This is a genomic window from Chryseobacterium sp. MEBOG06 (genome assembly GCF_021869765.1).
Lineage (GTDB): Bacteria > Bacteroidota > Bacteroidia > Flavobacteriales > Weeksellaceae > Chryseobacterium.
Genome location: NZ_CP084580.1, coordinates 962212 through 977634, shown reverse-complemented (window position 1 = coordinate 977634; position 15423 = coordinate 962212). Strand labels below are relative to the sequence as shown.

At 37.9% G+C, this 15423-nt stretch carries 13 protein-coding genes, 1 tRNA gene and 1 pseudogene; 9 read left to right on the top strand and 6 right to left on the bottom strand.

Annotation, left to right across the window (positions count from 1 at the left end; genetic code table 11):
* Window positions 1–33 precede the first annotated feature (33 nt).
* Window positions 34–1053, top strand: coding sequence for a grasp-with-spasm system SPASM domain peptide maturase (gene gwsS / locus LF887_RS04505; RefSeq protein ID WP_236857608.1), 1020 nt, complete (start codon window positions 34–36; stop codon window positions 1051–1053).
* Window positions 1054–1066: 13 nt separating this feature from the next.
* Window positions 1067–1243: a hypothetical protein gene (locus LF887_RS04500; protein WP_236857607.1), complete on the top strand. Its 177-nt coding sequence runs from the start codon at window positions 1067–1069 to the stop codon at window positions 1241–1243.
* Between the two features lie 28 nt (window positions 1244–1271).
* Here the strand turns inward: LF887_RS04500 and LF887_RS04495 are convergent, their stop codons facing one another.
* The 3 genes from LF887_RS04495 to LF887_RS04485 form a co-directional block, all read right to left on the bottom strand.
* The gene (locus tag LF887_RS04495; protein ID WP_236857606.1) at window positions 1272–1649 is read right to left on the bottom strand and encodes a hypothetical protein; all 378 of its coding nucleotides are present in this window, start codon (window positions 1647–1649) and stop codon (window positions 1272–1274) included.
* Window positions 1650–1717: 68 nt separating this feature from the next.
* Window positions 1718–2188 (bottom strand): Lrp/AsnC family transcriptional regulator, encoded by a 471-nt coding sequence (locus tag LF887_RS04490; protein ID WP_103290738.1) that lies wholly within the window; start codon window positions 2186–2188, stop codon window positions 1718–1720.
* 134 nt (window positions 2189–2322) lie between these two features.
* Window positions 2323–7113 carry a translocation/assembly module TamB domain-containing protein gene (locus LF887_RS04485; RefSeq protein ID WP_236857605.1) on the bottom strand — a complete coding sequence of 1597 codons (4791 nt, stop codon included), beginning with the start codon at window positions 7111–7113 and terminating at the stop codon, window positions 2323–2325.
* A 4-nt stretch (window positions 7114–7117) separates the two neighbouring features.
* On the opposite strand from LF887_RS04485, the gene tsaD reads away from it, so the two are divergent.
* The 5 genes from tsaD (at window position 7118) to LF887_RS04460 (ending at window position 11825) form a co-directional block, all read left to right on the top strand.
* Window positions 7118–8134 carry a tRNA (adenosine(37)-N6)-threonylcarbamoyltransferase complex transferase subunit TsaD gene (gene tsaD / locus LF887_RS04480; protein ID WP_236857604.1) on the top strand — a complete coding sequence of 339 codons (1017 nt, stop codon included), beginning with the start codon at window positions 7118–7120 and terminating at the stop codon, window positions 8132–8134.
* On the top strand, window positions 8131–8526 hold the full coding sequence (locus LF887_RS04475) for a hypothetical protein (protein WP_236857603.1): 396 nt from the start codon (window positions 8131–8133) through the stop codon (window positions 8524–8526). The genes tsaD and LF887_RS04475 overlap by 4 nt, the downstream gene beginning before the upstream one ends.
* Entirely contained in the window at window positions 8523–9218 is a 696-nt protein-coding gene (locus tag LF887_RS04470) for an RsmE family RNA methyltransferase (protein ID WP_236857602.1), read from the top strand. The genes LF887_RS04475 and LF887_RS04470 overlap by 4 nt, the downstream gene beginning before the upstream one ends.
* Window positions 9219–9279: 61 nt before the next feature.
* Complete coding sequence (locus tag LF887_RS04465) at window positions 9280–11310, top strand: IgGFc-binding protein (protein WP_236857601.1); 2031 nt, start codon at window positions 9280–9282, stop codon at window positions 11308–11310.
* Between the two features lie 2 nt (window positions 11311–11312).
* Complete coding sequence (locus LF887_RS04460) at window positions 11313–11825, top strand: hypothetical protein (RefSeq protein WP_236857600.1); 513 nt, start codon at window positions 11313–11315, stop codon at window positions 11823–11825.
* Between the two features lie 130 nt (window positions 11826–11955).
* Here LF887_RS04460 and LF887_RS04455 read toward each other — a convergent pair whose 3' ends face one another.
* The gene (locus tag LF887_RS04455) at window positions 11956–12627 is read right to left on the bottom strand and encodes a TrmH family RNA methyltransferase (RefSeq protein ID WP_236857599.1); all 672 of its coding nucleotides are present in this window, start codon (window positions 12625–12627) and stop codon (window positions 11956–11958) included.
* Between the two features lie 81 nt (window positions 12628–12708).
* Between LF887_RS04455 and LF887_RS04450 the strand changes: the two genes are divergently transcribed.
* On the top strand, window positions 12709–13725 hold the full coding sequence (locus LF887_RS04450) for an asparaginase (RefSeq protein ID WP_236857598.1): 1017 nt from the start codon (window positions 12709–12711) through the stop codon (window positions 13723–13725).
* A 54-nt stretch (window positions 13726–13779) separates the two neighbouring features.
* Window positions 13780–13866: transfer RNA gene (locus LF887_RS04445), tRNA-Ser, on the top strand.
* Window positions 13867–13961: 95 nt separating this feature from the next.
* Here the strand turns inward: LF887_RS04445 and LF887_RS04440 are convergent.
* Both LF887_RS04440 and LF887_RS04435 read right to left on the bottom strand, forming a co-directional pair.
* Window positions 13962–14912 (bottom strand): annotated as a pseudogene (locus tag LF887_RS04440) (ISL3 family transposase).
* 19 nt (window positions 14913–14931) lie between these two features.
* Entirely contained in the window at window positions 14932–15285 is a 354-nt protein-coding gene (locus LF887_RS04435) for a transposase (RefSeq protein WP_236857597.1), read from the bottom strand.
* Window positions 15286–15423 lie beyond the last annotated feature (138 nt).

Genomic DNA, 15423 nt, shown 5'->3' with positions numbered 1-15423 from the left:
AGAAAAACCTCAAAAACCCCTCACCCGGTTATCATGAAATATTTTAATCTATTCAGTAACATCCAGATCACCAAGGGAGCCTGCAGAATTCTGATTTCCGATTTACAGCGAAATGTATCAGAGCTGTATCCTTTAGAGTTGTATGAGATCGTAGAAGAGCTGAAAAGTCTTTCTATTGAGGATATCCGGAAAAACTACGATAAAGAATCCGTAGAAATCTTTAATGACTATCTCAGCCTTTTACTGGAAAAGGAATATGGTTTTGTCACAGAAAATGATTGGGACAAAAATTTCCCGCCTCTTTCATTAGAGTATCTGGAACCAAGCAGGATCACAAATATTTTTATCGAAACAGAAAATATTGATCTCATTAAAAAAATTAGACCTTCCGTAGAAAGTCTGGGAATACAGCATCTGACGCTTTACAGTACTGCGCCATTAAGCGCGGAAGATTTAATAGAAATTGATAAAATATTTGAAAGTTCAGTATTGTCCGGAATAGAAATATTTTCGCCATTTCATCAAAAAATCGATGAGTTTTTCATCCAGCAGCTTCATAAGAATACAAGGCGAATTTATAGTTTTGTTTTTTATGGTTGTCCGCAAAAACCATTCAAAACCAAAGAAGAATATAGATTTTCTATACAATACATCAAAGAAGACCTAAAAATATCAGCCTGTGGCAAAATAAATGTGAAATATTTTAACACTAACCTTCCCAAAGTCCTGGAAGCCGTCCATCACAATTCCTGCCTGCATAAAAAGATGGGGATCGACAGAAACGGCAATATTAAAAACTGTCCGCTGATGCCGGAAAGCTTTGGAAATATTCAGCATCACAGTCTTGAAGAAATCCTGAACCAAAACAGATTCAAAAAATACTGGAATCTCACCAAAGACTATATAGAAGTGTGTAAAGATTGTGAGTTCAGATATGTCTGTACCGATTGCAGAGCGTATACAGAAAATACTCACCACAATAAAAAAGGGCTGGACATTTCAAAACCATTAAAATGCAGCTACAATCCTTACACCTGCACGTGGGAAGAATAGGCAGGAAGAAAATATGAATATTACAATCGGTTCTGTTGTTGAAATCATATTGGTTCTCATTATAGGATTATGGATGGCTGCACGGTCTAAACCAAAGTACAGTGTGTATAATCGCTCCAAATATTCTTTAACACCCAAAGGCTCATTTATTTATTGCAGCCTGGAAAAACAGCCTTTAAATAATATTTAAAGGCTGTTTTTTATTATGGTATGTGTAATTATCTGAAAAACTTCCATTTTGGAATAATGGCCAGCATCCCAAATCCTGTGAAAAGGAAAAGGTTCGTAACATCTGTGTACAAAAATGTAGACAGATAGTAATTGTGCATAAAGAAATGCATTACCAGTAAAGCCGGAAACATAAAGATCCCTACTTTACGATAAAAGAACATCAGGACCAGGCCAACCATCATCAATACATCAATTGAAAAAATAACATAAAAATACCATCTTGGGATCTGAAGGTATTCGTGCTGCAAATATTCATCACCATCAATTCCCAATCCCATTATTGTAAACAACATCAAGGCTGCAAAGGCCAGTATAAATCCCCATCCTTTCTTCGGATCCTCGTCAAAATAGCTGTATTCTTCCATAGTACAAAAATAAAGAACTTATGAGAGATTTCATAAGTTCTTTTATAGTTATTCGTTTAAAATTTGAATTAAATAGAGATCGCGTTGATCAATCTATTTTTGTCGCTTAAATACTCTTCCATAGAGATCATACTTTCAGTCCTCATTACATCCTGAATGTCATCAATCTGATAAATAATTCTCTTGGCATCTTCTGTATTCTTTGCTCTTACTTTACAGAAAATATTATATTTTCCGGAAATAACACTCGCTTCGATTACGTTAGGAATAGTTGACAATTCTTTCAATACTTCCTGAGTACGGTTGGATTTTGTCAAAAGGATTCCGATGAAAGCTGTAAAGTGATAGTCCAGCTTACCATAATCGATGTTAAGAGATGATCCCAAAATAATACCTGCATCTTCCATCTTTTTCACTCTTACGTGAATTGTTCCAGCAGAAACGTCCATCTGCTTTGCAATTTCAGTAAAAGGCATTCTTGTGTTTTCTACTAAGAAATCAAGAATTTTCTTGTCTATTTCGTCCAGTTGATAGTTCATATTAGTTAAATTACAATTTCTTTAAAAAATCTATGTATTTTTTGCAAATTTACGAAAAATAATTTAACTAAAAAATATATATCAAATATTAACAATAATTAACACAGATGATAAAAATCATTAAAATATTCTAATTATTTACCATTCGATTTTATAGAATCTGTTTTTATTTCCCCTTTTGTTTCAGTGGCTTTTTTGTCTTTTTTCTTCTTTTTAAACAAAGAATTAAAGCTTTTACTCCACACAACTCCCCCTCCATAGGCTTGATTAGCAGTTCCGTTTGTACTTACCATACCGATATTTGTAGGCTTAGAATATGCCCTCACAACAAGTGTACCATCGTTTTTCTTAGAAAAGTCATACTCTACAGAGCCTTCTGTAGAAAGATAGTTATTCTGGGCACCGTCTGTTTTAGACAATGGAATTCCCAATCCGGTTTTGATATTCACTCTGGGAGAAAGTGCTACACTCACACCTGCATTGGCTCTGTCTGCCACACTTGCACTCTGATCCCCTTTTACATAATTAAGGTCAATCTGGAATTCATTACTCATCGTATTAAGAACAGATCCCAATTGCTTAAGAAGTATATTATATCCGGAGGATTCTGCCACATTTCCAACATTCACATCCACTCCTCCAGAATTGGAAACATTAAAGGTACTCAGTAACAGAACGGAACCGAACTGAAGAACCTTCTCTCCTTCCTGGCTCATTTTGGCTGCCAAAGTCTCTCTCACCTGGCTGGAAACATCCAATGCAGTAACATTCAGGTCAATTTTAGGTTCTACCAGCGACTGGGTGATATGAGCCTGCAGCAGGACGCTGATAGGCTGTAGTTTTCCCATACTCAGATATTCTCCTACATTGGAAACCATTCTTACATAGTTGGCATTGATATCTAATGCAGGCTTCATGGCATCTCCATCCCACCTTATACTACTGTTTTTCTCAATCTGGAATGTTTTATTAAGGATCGCCTTAGAGACAAATGTTCCGTTATCTACTTTATACGTTCCGCTCATACCGATATTCCCCTGTCTGTTCATCTGGAATTTCAGCGGGTCTGCAACTCCTTTTACCGTAATATTCCCCACATCATCACCCACCAGTACATTTACCGTAGTCCCTTTATCCACAGCCAGGTTGAAGTCAATGTTCATGTTGGCACCGGTCTTTTTCTTTTCTTCCAGCGTTACCAGCCCGTCTTTTCCTTCTTTCAGGAACCTCAGCATTTTAAACTCTTCAACGTTGGATGTAGAGCTTGAATTAAATGTAAAGGTACTTCCGTTAAGTGCCTTCATATTAGGTGTTGTGATACTCAGTCCTGAAACCGGCCCATCCACATAAAGGTCTCCCTGCCCGTAAACTCTTCCCCAAAACAGGTCAAAATCTTTCTGAGCAGTATTAAGCATCAGAAGGTTGTCTGCTCTCATTACCAGAGAGACTCCCATTGAAGAAAGGGTTTCAAACTGGATCGCACCGGAGATGTTTCCTTTGGAATTCGATCTTCCATCATGCACTTCAATATTGTTGAGAATCGCAAGTCCTTTAGTCAGCTGAATGACTGTATCATCAAATGCATAATCTACCCCTGTAAACAGAAGTTTTAATCCAAAATCTTTTAAAGCAATGTCTCCACTATAATCAAGGTTATTAAGCTTACCGTTAATCTTAAGATCTCCTGTTGCTTTTCCTCGAATATTTCCAAAAACAGTCTGTACAAACTGCTGTGTAAAAGACAGATCAAAATCACGCATTTCTGCTGTAAGATCAATAATAGGCGAAGACGTATTATTATTAACTGTTCCTGTCAAATTCAGGCTGTTACTTCCAAGAACCCCCGCAGAATGTACTTTTACATCGATATCATACACGTTCAGAGAGAAACCGTTGGTTGCCGAAATGGAAATATCTCCCATATCATTACCATTCATCTTAATATTATCAATGTTAAGATCTACCAGAGGCTGCAAGGTACTCTTATCCATTTTGATCTTTACAGTTCCATTGGCGAGCCCTTTGATATCCATACTGTTTCCTCCTGACTGCATGTCAAGAAGTTTTTCTATAGCAAACTCATTAATATCAGCATCTACATAGAAATCTTTCGCTGATTTAAACTGGGCTTCCTTAATAAACAGAGCACTTTTATCTGAATAAACTCTCAGATTCCGGATATCAAAATCTCCGGTTTTCTTTCTATAGGTAATAGAGTGATTAAGTTCCGGGCTGGTATCAACCGCCCAGGTCACTTCATTGAATTTTACTTCTGTAGGTTCGAATTTAAATACATAGTCACCAGCAGCATCAGTGGACTGATCTACATTAATAGCATAGTCTTTAAGCTTTTCGTTAATTTCATCATCAGGGCTTCCATGCTTAAATATTGTAGCAAGATGGAGTGTATTTCCATTTTCATTACTTCCTTTGAGCTCGAAGTCTTTGATGATATTCTTATTATATTCTGCCCTGTTGATCTTAGCATACAGCTGTTGATTAAGGTTGGCGGTGTTAATTCTTATTTTAACACTATCTACCATCGCACTGTCTTTGTTAATATTTTTTCTCTCGTGAATTTTATAATCAGGATTAGAAGTTGCCAATGCTTTATCTGCATCGGTAATTTCATCTTCTTTCGTCATAATATACTTTAAAGAAGCAGCATCAAGATTCAGCGTAAGATTATTGGAGTTTCCATCATACCCCCCTTCTACAACCGCTCCATGAGGCAGCTTCAGTTCGGGTAAGAAATAATTGACCAATCCCTGCTGAACATCAAAGTTCAGGGTAAAATTCTGTCCGTGATATAATTTTCTGGGAGGAGGCCCTACCAATATTCTACCCATTCCATTTTCCACCATTCCTACAAGATCTGCAAGGCTGTATCTCCCGGATATCTTTCCAGTAGCGGCTCCCGGAGCATCTACATCGATAACGCGGCCATCTGCAGTAATAAATGTTTTTAGCTTTGCCGTCGGAATATCATATTTCTGGGTAGCGGTTGCAAAATGAAGATTATTGGCATTCACATCCACCGTAAGGTCATTGATGGAAGACATTGACATTTTCCCTTCAACCTGTCCGCTTACCACCTGACTGCCCGGTTTACCGGTAAAATAATTCATATTCAGGTAGCTCACATCGGCATTCACATCCATCGCTACTTTAGAAGTGCTGAAATCTATTAAACCTTTGATCGTTGCTTTTGCCTGTTCATCATTAACGGTAATGAGTCCGTTGTATTTTTTATGGTCCAGCAACCCATCCAGATAGAGGTTATTAATGGTTTTATCCATAATTTCAACACTCGTAATCTTAGATTTCGTAGTCAGACGCATTGTATTCACATCAAAGCTTTGTCCGTTAAGATCAAATTGACCTGATATTAAGCCTACTGTTTTATTCTTGGTAATCACAGATGTATTAAGGTCTTTTACATCAAGATAGCCTGAGTATTTAGGCATTGCCGTACTATAACCTGTAAGGGTAAGTTTAGAAATCTTCGCCTGCCCTATTCCGGTCATTAAATTCCCGTTCTCTACATAGATCTGATCCGGATTTACTTTTGCGGTTCCATTGTACTTTAATTTCCCAAAATCATCCGCAAAGTTCTTCATCTTGTTGGAGATGAAAGAAGGCATCATTGCCTTTAAATCTTTATAGGTAAAATCTGTAGAAAGGTCTTTGGTTTCGATTGAAAAGTGTCCTTTCAGCAAATTGTCTACTTTCAATGTTTTGGTGGCAATATTAACATCAGGATTTCTGATGAGAAAATTTTCCAGATGAAATTTATTCAAAGGCCCCGTCATTGTTCCTGAAAGATTGAACGGCTTGATATTGTCCCAGTTCGTTACAAAATAGCTGATATCATATCCACTGATCTCGCTGCCCTGATCAATCTTCATATCCCATCGAACCCTGTCTGCAAAATCAGACCATGAGCCGTCATGAAGGTTAAATTTAATATTTCCCTGAAGTAAGGTATGATCTGTATTTAAAGTAAGATCCTTTAATGACAGAAACTGCTTGGTCAAAGACAATTCTGTGGAAAAAGTGTCCACAATATGGGATTTACCCCATCTTGAGGTAACAAATGACATATTATTAATTAGCGCCGATACATTCGGGCCATTGACCTTTACATTGGGTGCTTTCAGATTAAATTTTGTAGCAGTAAGCCATTTTCCATGTTCTCCCTCGGAGTTTTCGTTAATGATGGATACTTTAGAATCGATAATCTGCACTCTGGAATTCAGCTGAAAAGGAGGTTTACTGGGATCTCTTTTCTTTCCGTTATCAAAAAGTTCTGTAAATCTGACAAAGTTTGAAATACTGTCCCCTTTATAGGTAATAACTTTCACATCGGCATTCACAAGCGTAAGAGAGTTGAAACTTAAAGAATTACTGCTTCCGGAGATGGCATTTACGGCAAGTGAAATCCAGTCAGAATCGGCACGGAATTCACGGGCTGTAATAAAATTAAACCCTTTATAATCTTTGACCTTTAAGCCTTTTATGGTTACATCTCCAAAATAGTTAACATCTACACTTTCTGTAGAAAATCCTGATTTAAAATCCTGATTAACAATCTTAAGTGCCTGATCAGCTGCCCATTGTTTAGTCACCGGAAGATTGATAACCACCAATATGCTTCCCACCAGGAAAAGTCCTAACCAAAAGAGAATCAGGAGCAGTTTTGCCCACCAGGTATAGCTGACAACGTCTTTCATTGCCTGTTTCCCAAACTCTCCAGCCGTCTCTACGGGATGATGTATAGCATCTGAAGCAAGCTCAGAGGCTTCTTTTACGGTCTCCCGAACTTTACCTTCAACATTATCTACAGTTTTCTGTACCTGATCTCCTAGGTTTTCAGCTATAGATTTTTTATTTTCATTCTCGTTATTATTCTCTAACTTTGCCATTATTATGAGCGACTCTATAATTTTAGGTATTGAATCGTCCTGCGACGACACCTCAGCAGCTATCATCAAGGGAAATTCTATTCTTTCAAACATTGCCGCGAATCAGGCCATCCATAAAGAATATGGAGGTGTGGTTCCTGAATTGGCTTCACGGGCCCATCAACAAAATATTATCCCCGTTGTTGAAAAATCTTTTTCCCAAGCAAATATACAACAAAATGCTATCTCAGCTATAGGATTTACACGCGGACCTGGACTTTTGGGTTCTCTTCTCATAGGAACATCATTTGCTAAATCTCTGGCTATGAGCCTCAATGTACCTTTGATTGAAGTAAATCACCTTCAAGCCCACATTCTGGCCCATTTCATCGAAGATGCAAATCCTGTGCCGCCTACCTTCCCTTTCCTGTGTCTTACAGTAAGTGGCGGACATACGATGATTGTATTGGTAAAGGACTATTTCGATATGGAAATTATCGGAAAAACCATCGATGATGCCGCAGGAGAAGCTTTTGACAAAATTGGAAAAATATTTGATCTGGATTATCCGGCAGGACCTATTATTGACAGGCTGGCGAAAGAAGGAAATCCTGATGCTTTTACCTTTAATAAACCAAGATTAGAAAACTACGATTATTCTTTCAGTGGTATCAAAACGTCCGTGTTGTACTTCATTCAGAAAGAAGTCAGAAAAAATCCGGATTTCATCAAAGAAAACCTCAATGACCTTTGTGCTTCTGTACAAAAAACAATTATTGAAATTCTGATGAAGAAACTTGAAAAAGCAGCCAAAGAACTGAACGTTAAACAAGTTGCTATTGCAGGAGGCGTATCTGCCAATTCTGCATTGAGAAAGGCAATGGAAGATAATAAAGAAAAACTGGGATGGAATATTTATATCCCAAAATTTGAATATACAACAGACAATGCTGCCATGATCGCCATGGTTGCACAACTGAAGTTTGAAAGAGGCGAATTTACAGACCTGAGAACTACTGCTACAGCAAAATATGATTTATGAAAATACTTTTAGAAGAAAAAATACTGGGAACCCATTCTAAAAAGAACTCAAAATATTACTGGGTATTAGAAACAATTACCGGAAAAAATGCTGAAACGGAGAATTATGTAGATTATTTTCCATCAAGTTCTGAAAAAGGGTATATCCACGATATAAAAGATCAGATCCTGGAAAAAATAAATTCTGAGCATCTTTTCAGTTTTCCTTATACTCCAAAAGAAGGAGATTATTTATCGATCAAAAACAATTTGAGAAAACAGGAATACTTAAATCTGATTTTCATAAACAATATCTGGATTGAAGAAATTTTTATTTGCAGTTACAGAAATTGTGATACCGATATATACACAACCCTAAAAACGGGAGTAGCATTCTTAACTCAGGATATATGAAATTATTTTACGGAGAAATAGAAGGTCCGAAAGTTACGATCAACGACGAGGAGCAACAGCATATTGTGAAGGTTCTCCGCATGAGAACGGGTGAAGATATTCACGTAACGGACGGAAAAGGAAATCTTGCCTCAGGAAAACTTTTTATAGAAGGTAAAAAAGCAGGTATTGAAGTTGCAGAGATCCAGGAACATCTGCCTGACTTTAATCCTAAACTTCACATTGCCATTGCTCCGACAAAGAATATTGACAGGATAGAGTTTTTTGTAGAAAAAGCTGTGGAAATGGGTATTTCGGAAATCAGTATTATAATCACTGAAAAAACGGAGCGCAAGAACATCAATATTGATAAAATAAGAAAACAGAGTATTGCCGCTTCAAAGCAAAGTTTGAGATTCCATTTTCCTGTGATCAATGAGGTACTGAGGCTTCCGGATTTTCTGAAGAAAATAAACCCGGAACATACTTTTGTTGCCCATTGCAACGAGAATCTGGAAAGAATTGAACTCAAAAACATTCCTCAACTGGAACAGTTGACTTTTTTAATCGGGCCCGAGGGAGATTTTTCTGAAAAAGAAATCCAATATCTATCCGGTCATAAAGTAAAAGCTGTATCACTTGGAAACCAAAGACTAAGAACCGAAACAGCCGGTGTATTCGTATCTGCGTGGAATTACTACAGATTAAAATAGATCAGTCAAAACAATAAATACCAGCATATTTTAAATATTTTTGCGCCTTTAAATTTATAACATGAGGCGTTTTTATTTATTTCTAGTATTTTTTCTATTTAATTTCTATCATTCACAGCTTGACAAGGTTCATTATCTGCAGCCCATTATCTTTGGGGACTATACAACAGCAACCATTGTAGAGGAGTATGTATACCTGTCTACTCCGTCTACCACGAATATTACAGTTAATATTAAACTGGCAGATGACACCACCATTCCAAGATTATCGGTATATGACATCACTGCTGCAACTTCAACTGTAGTAACCAATGGTGTTGTGACCGTAAGCAACAGCAAACCGGTCAGACTTTCCGTTATCAATACATCCAATACAATATTGCCTCCAGGGCAGACCCCTCTCACCATGGCGGCTAATAAAGCAGGAACGATCATTCCGGCCAACACCGGTGGTATGATCTTCCGCTCTAATGATAACTTCTTTGTCAATTACAGAGGAGCATCAGGTTCTCAGGCCGGATCAGTTCTTACAAAAGGAAAAGTAGCCCTTGGTAAAAATTTCTTCTGGGGAGGAACACCCAACGAATTTACGACCTCAGTAGCTGAAGTAGGTAATATGGCTTCTATTATGGCCACTGAAGACAATACAGTTATTACAGTATCCAATATAGATACCGGCACAGAATTCATCAATGGATCCGGTACGACTCCAATCACCGGAAATACAGTTACCCGAACTTTAAGCAAAGGACAATCTTTTGTTTTATATGCCAAGGTAAAAACAGGCACACTAAGTATTCAGGATACCGGCTGGCTGGGTGCAAAAATAACTGCTGACAAAAATATCGCGGTAACGGTAGGAGGGCTTATGCAGCAGGGCAGCATTGATACAGGAACCAATTCCGACAACCGTGATTTTGCAGTAGACCAGCTTGTTCCTGTAGAACAGCTTGGTAATGAATATATTGTCATGCAGGGGAACGGAGGTGCTTACGAAAGAGTAATAGTTATTGCCACTGAAGCCAACACTACCGTACGTATGAACGGCAATACAGCAGTGAATTATACATTAAATAATGCCGGAGACTACGCGATTGTACCTGCTACATTTTTCACCAATAAAAATATGTATTTAAAAACAAATAAAGCAGTCTATGTTTTTCATAAACTGTTCGGAAGTGCAGGTTTAAATACAAACAGTTTTATGTTTATCCCTCCTATTTCATGTTTTGGACAGACTTCTGTAAATATGATTCCGGATGCCAAACAAATTGGAAGCACTATTTACCCCAATACTGAGTTAGCGGTGCTTGCAGCCACCGGTGCCAATAACATTCCCACTGTAACTGTAGGCGGAACAGCCATTACGGCGATATCCAATGCGGTAGTTCCCGGAAATCCAAACTGGACAAGTTACCGGTATAATATTGCAGATGCTGTGCCGGCAGCCGGAAATATAAAAAATGTAAAAATAAGCTCTGCTGGCACTATTCAGGCAGAACTTCTGGGTGCCAATAACGCTGCAGGCTTCGGTGGATATTATTCCGGTTTCGGAACTTCACCGATTCTTTCCATAAGTATGAATACTCAGTATCTGAGGCCTTGTACTTCTACTACCGGAAGCACTATCTTATCGGTTACATCAGGATTAGGAAACTATCAATGGTACAAAAACAACAGCCCTGTTTCCGGTGCCACTTCTAATACGTACGCGATTCCTTTGGCAGATACTTCAGCCGCAGAATACAATGTGATTGTGAATGTTCCCGGTGGATGTACTCTTTATTCCAATGTTGTGAAATCTTTTGCATGCCCGTGTTATAAAGCTGGCGCAACTGGAACTCCTGAAATCACAAAGATCGGTATATCAACAAGGGAAGTACATAGCAGCCCCAACTGGCCTGCGGATGTTAACAATGGTTTTATAGCTCTTGAATCCAATGATAAAGGTATGGTGATCACGAGAATACCTGATCCTGAAGCATCGATTAAAAATCCGGTGGACGGAATGATTGTTTTTGATACTGATGATGTATGTCTGAAAGTGTATAATGGAACCAAGTGGTACTGTATTAACCAAACCTGTAATTAATCATGAACTATAAATTGAACATATTAGCGTTAGCATTATCAACGGCCGTAAGTGCTCAGATTGGCATTGAGAAGAGTACAATAGATGGCAGCGGACTTCTTGATTTTCCATCCGGAACTACAAAAGGGATTATTCTTCCTCAGGTACAAAATGCCGCTGCAATGTCTGGAACTTCCGGAGGGACATTTGTATTCGACGGAGCCGCGTCTAAAGTAAAGTTTCATAACGGCAGTAGCTGGATAGATCTAACTAACGCGGCCGGAGTATCAAAAGCACTGTTGCCGGGCTCAGAACAGAACAGATCCAAAGGAGTAATTATGGGAGCGCCGGATTCCTCTGCAAGAGGCGTTTTGATATTGGAATCAACCGACAAAGCATTAATTCTTCCAAAAGTAATAAATCCGGCGTTCAATGTAAAATCTCCGGCAGCAGGAATGATGTGCTATGATCCTACAGCTAAACTGGTCTGTTTTTATAACGGCACCGAATGGAGCTTCTGGGGTAATACAGATTAGATCAAAGTCAAAATAAATGGGAAATTAATATCTATTAATTTCCCATTTATTTTTCAATATTTTCTTTTATATTTTTGATAAAGAAAGTTTTTATCATGATAAGTTCGTCATCATATTAAAGACCGAACCATTACATCTTTATATTATTCTCTCTGAGATATTTTTCAAAGATCTGCTGGCCGCTTCTTATGGAATTTACCGCCCATAGAATTTTCATTCTTAAAAGCTTTTCTTTATCTAATTTATAATCAATATCAGATTTTATAAGCTTTTGTTTCAATTCATACATACAAATTGAAGCGGCTACAGAAACATTAAAGCTTCTTGTAAAACCATACATGGGAATCGCCAGGGTCTCATCTGCAAAATCCAGAATTTCCTGAGAGACACCTTCCATCTCTGTTCCGAAAACTAAAGCAATAGGTTCGGTAATTTCATACTCGGGCAGCATTTTAGCGTTGTTTTCCAGGGAAACTGCAACAATTTTGTACCCTCTATCTTTAATCTTCTGAAAAGATTCCATACTACGGGGAAGTTTTTCTACCTCAACCCAGGTATCAGCTCCTTTGGTTACCCGAAGATTAGGTTCAAAACTATACTCCTCCTGTAACGCCACCACTTTATGAAAACCACAAGCTTCTACAGAGCGTACAATGGCTGCTGCATTTCGAAACTGATAAACATCTTCTACTACCGGAAGAACAAAATCTGAGCTTTCCTGGGAGAAATGTTCAATTTTCGCAAGTCTTTCTTCTGTTAAAAATTGTTTTAAATACTCAAAAGTTTGTGCTAAATCTTTCATTCATTTTCAAATCTTTGCAAATTAACGTAATTTTGGGCTATGAACCTTGATTAGGCTCCAATTCTTACTTAAAAATAATACATGAAGCGAAAAGTCCTGCTCATCTACACCGGTGGAACCATCGGAATGGAAAAAGATTACGAAACCGGAAGTCTCCGTGCCTTTGATTTTGGAAATATATTTGAAAAGATGCCTGAAATGAAGCTCATGGAATGTGAGGTTTTCGTTCATCCTTTTGCTAAACCGCTGGACTCTTCAGATATGGGGCCTGAAGAATGGAGGATTATCGCCAATTATATTCTTAAAAATTACAATGATTACGATGGTTTCCTGATTCTTCACGGAACGGATACGATGTCTTATACCGCATCTGCACTAAGCTTCATGTTAAAAGGATTGAGAAAGCCTGTCATCATGACCGGTTCTCAGCTTCCTATTGGAGATCTGAGAACTGACGCCAAGGAAAACCTTCTGACAAGCCTTTATTATGCCAGTCTTTATGAGAATGACGAAGCAGTTATTCAGGAAGTTGCGATTTATTTTGAGTACAAATTATTAAGAGGAAACAGAACGCTGAAATATTCTGCTGAGTATTTTGATGCCTATTCTAGTCCGAATTATCCTATATTGGGACAGTCGGGGGTTCATTTAAATATTCTTAAAGACAACTTATTCCGTTGTGATCCGAGAATAGAATTTCATGTGGATGAATATATTTCTGAAGATATTTTATTCTGGAGAATTTTTCCGGGGATGCACCTGAGCCACTTCAAAGAAATCCCCAAAATGAAGGTCCTTATTCTGCAGGTTTTTGGTTCGGGAACCATTTTTAGTAGTGAAAAAACTCAGGAAACCCTTCAGGAAATCAGAAATAACGGAACTGAAATTGTAGTAGTAAGCCAATGTATATCAGGAGGCATCTCATTTGGAAAGTATGAAAACAGTAATATTTTCTCCAGAATAGGTGCTATCAGCGGAAGAGATATGACTGCAGAAACAGCGATTACCAAAGCGATGCACCTTATAGGCAATCCAAGCTACTCAGGAAGCTTCGCTGATAACTTTACAAGAAGCCTTTGTGGAGAAATTACTGATTAATTGCAATAATAATTTGGATATTAAAGAAAATACACTATTTTTGCAATCTCAAAAAGAGAGGTGTCCGAGTGGTTGAAGGAGCTACCCTGGAAAGGTAGTATACGGGTAACTGTATCGAGGGTTCGAATCCCTTCCTCTCTGCAATAAAAAGTCTTAAGTTTTTACTTGAGACTTTTTTGTTTTATAACTTCATTACTTTTAAGTAGTTATACTGGATCAGGTACAAAAGTTGGGGACTAAGCAAAAAGTTTGGTTAATCTGAATAGAAAAAACGATCTGTCCTTCACCCCTCTGAGCTGCATCCTGAAGTTTTTAATTTTAGCATTGAAAGATTCAGCCGCTGCGTTAGTGCTTCTTTTATCAAAATAATTTAGAATATCTCTGTAATGGTGCATTATGGTCTTTCTTAAGGTGGAAAAAGATCTAAAACCTGCTTCTTCAACCTTTCTAAACCAATGCGCAAGTTTAGTCATAGCCACAGATTTTGTAATAGGCTGATTATAGATCTTTCTAAGGCCATCCGTTAATCCATACGCTTTTTCCAGATCAGGATATTGAGCAAAAAGGATGGAAGCTCTTTGCCTCTGGGACAGCGTCCATTTTTCCCGGCTCTTGTAAAGCAGATACCTGCTTCTTGCCAGAAGCTGTTTGCGGGAATCTCCATTTTCAAATACTTCCGTCTTTAAAATTTGCTCTTCAGAGGCTTCTTCAAGAGTCTTATTTTCCATTTCAAGGGCTTCCCAACGATGTTTGATCCTGATTTCCTGAAGGGCTTCCAGAGCAAGCTTTTGAACATGAAAGCGGTCGATCACCTATACTGCATTAGGAAAGCATCTTTTAGCAATACGCTTCATGGAGCCCGCCATATCCAAAGTTATTTCCTTTACCTTCATCCGAAGTCTCCTGCTGATTTTTAAAAGATGCGCGATGACAAAATCACTCTGAGTCCCTTTTATAATTGCAACAATACTTCCTTTTCTCCCTTTGGCTCTTTTGGAGGTAAGAACGGTATACAGTTCTCCATCAGATAAAGCAACTTCGTCTAAGGATAGGGATGCTGAGAGATTTTCAGGATAAATGATCCAGTCTTCTGCATGAGGTTTTTGTTCCCAGCTATGATATTCGCTGAGTTTATTCTTGTATTGTCTCTGGAAGGTCTTACCCTTGATACCAAAAAATCCTGCTATAACTTTGATAGAGAGAGCTTTAGTGTCTGCTAATTTTTTTTAAGAAGACGGCAAATTCATTTGTCATGCGCGTTCCCTTAGCTACAACCTGCCAGTTTCTTTGAAGGATTTCTCCTGAAGACTTATCGGTCCATCTTCTTCTTTTCACGTGAAGCTTTACGATTTTACCCCTTAACGGGTAATCATCTACAATAATTTCAGGTAAAAAGCCTTTTGATTCCAGCAGTCTTTCTTTAAATTCCTCAGGAATACTGCTTTTTTCTTCAAAATAAATATGAAGTTCACCAGAATGTTCTTCTGCTTTGAGGATATTAAAGTGTTCAACTAGAAATTCTGGAAGTAAAAATTTAAGAAGGTTGTAATCGCTTAGCATAAGACAAAGATATAACCACTAAACATTCCCCCCAACTTTTGAGACTGATCCGTTATACTCTTCTGTATCCTTAAATACAATTTTTCTTATGTTCTCATTAATCAAGTGAAACCTCATTTACAGGTTGTATAAAAGGTT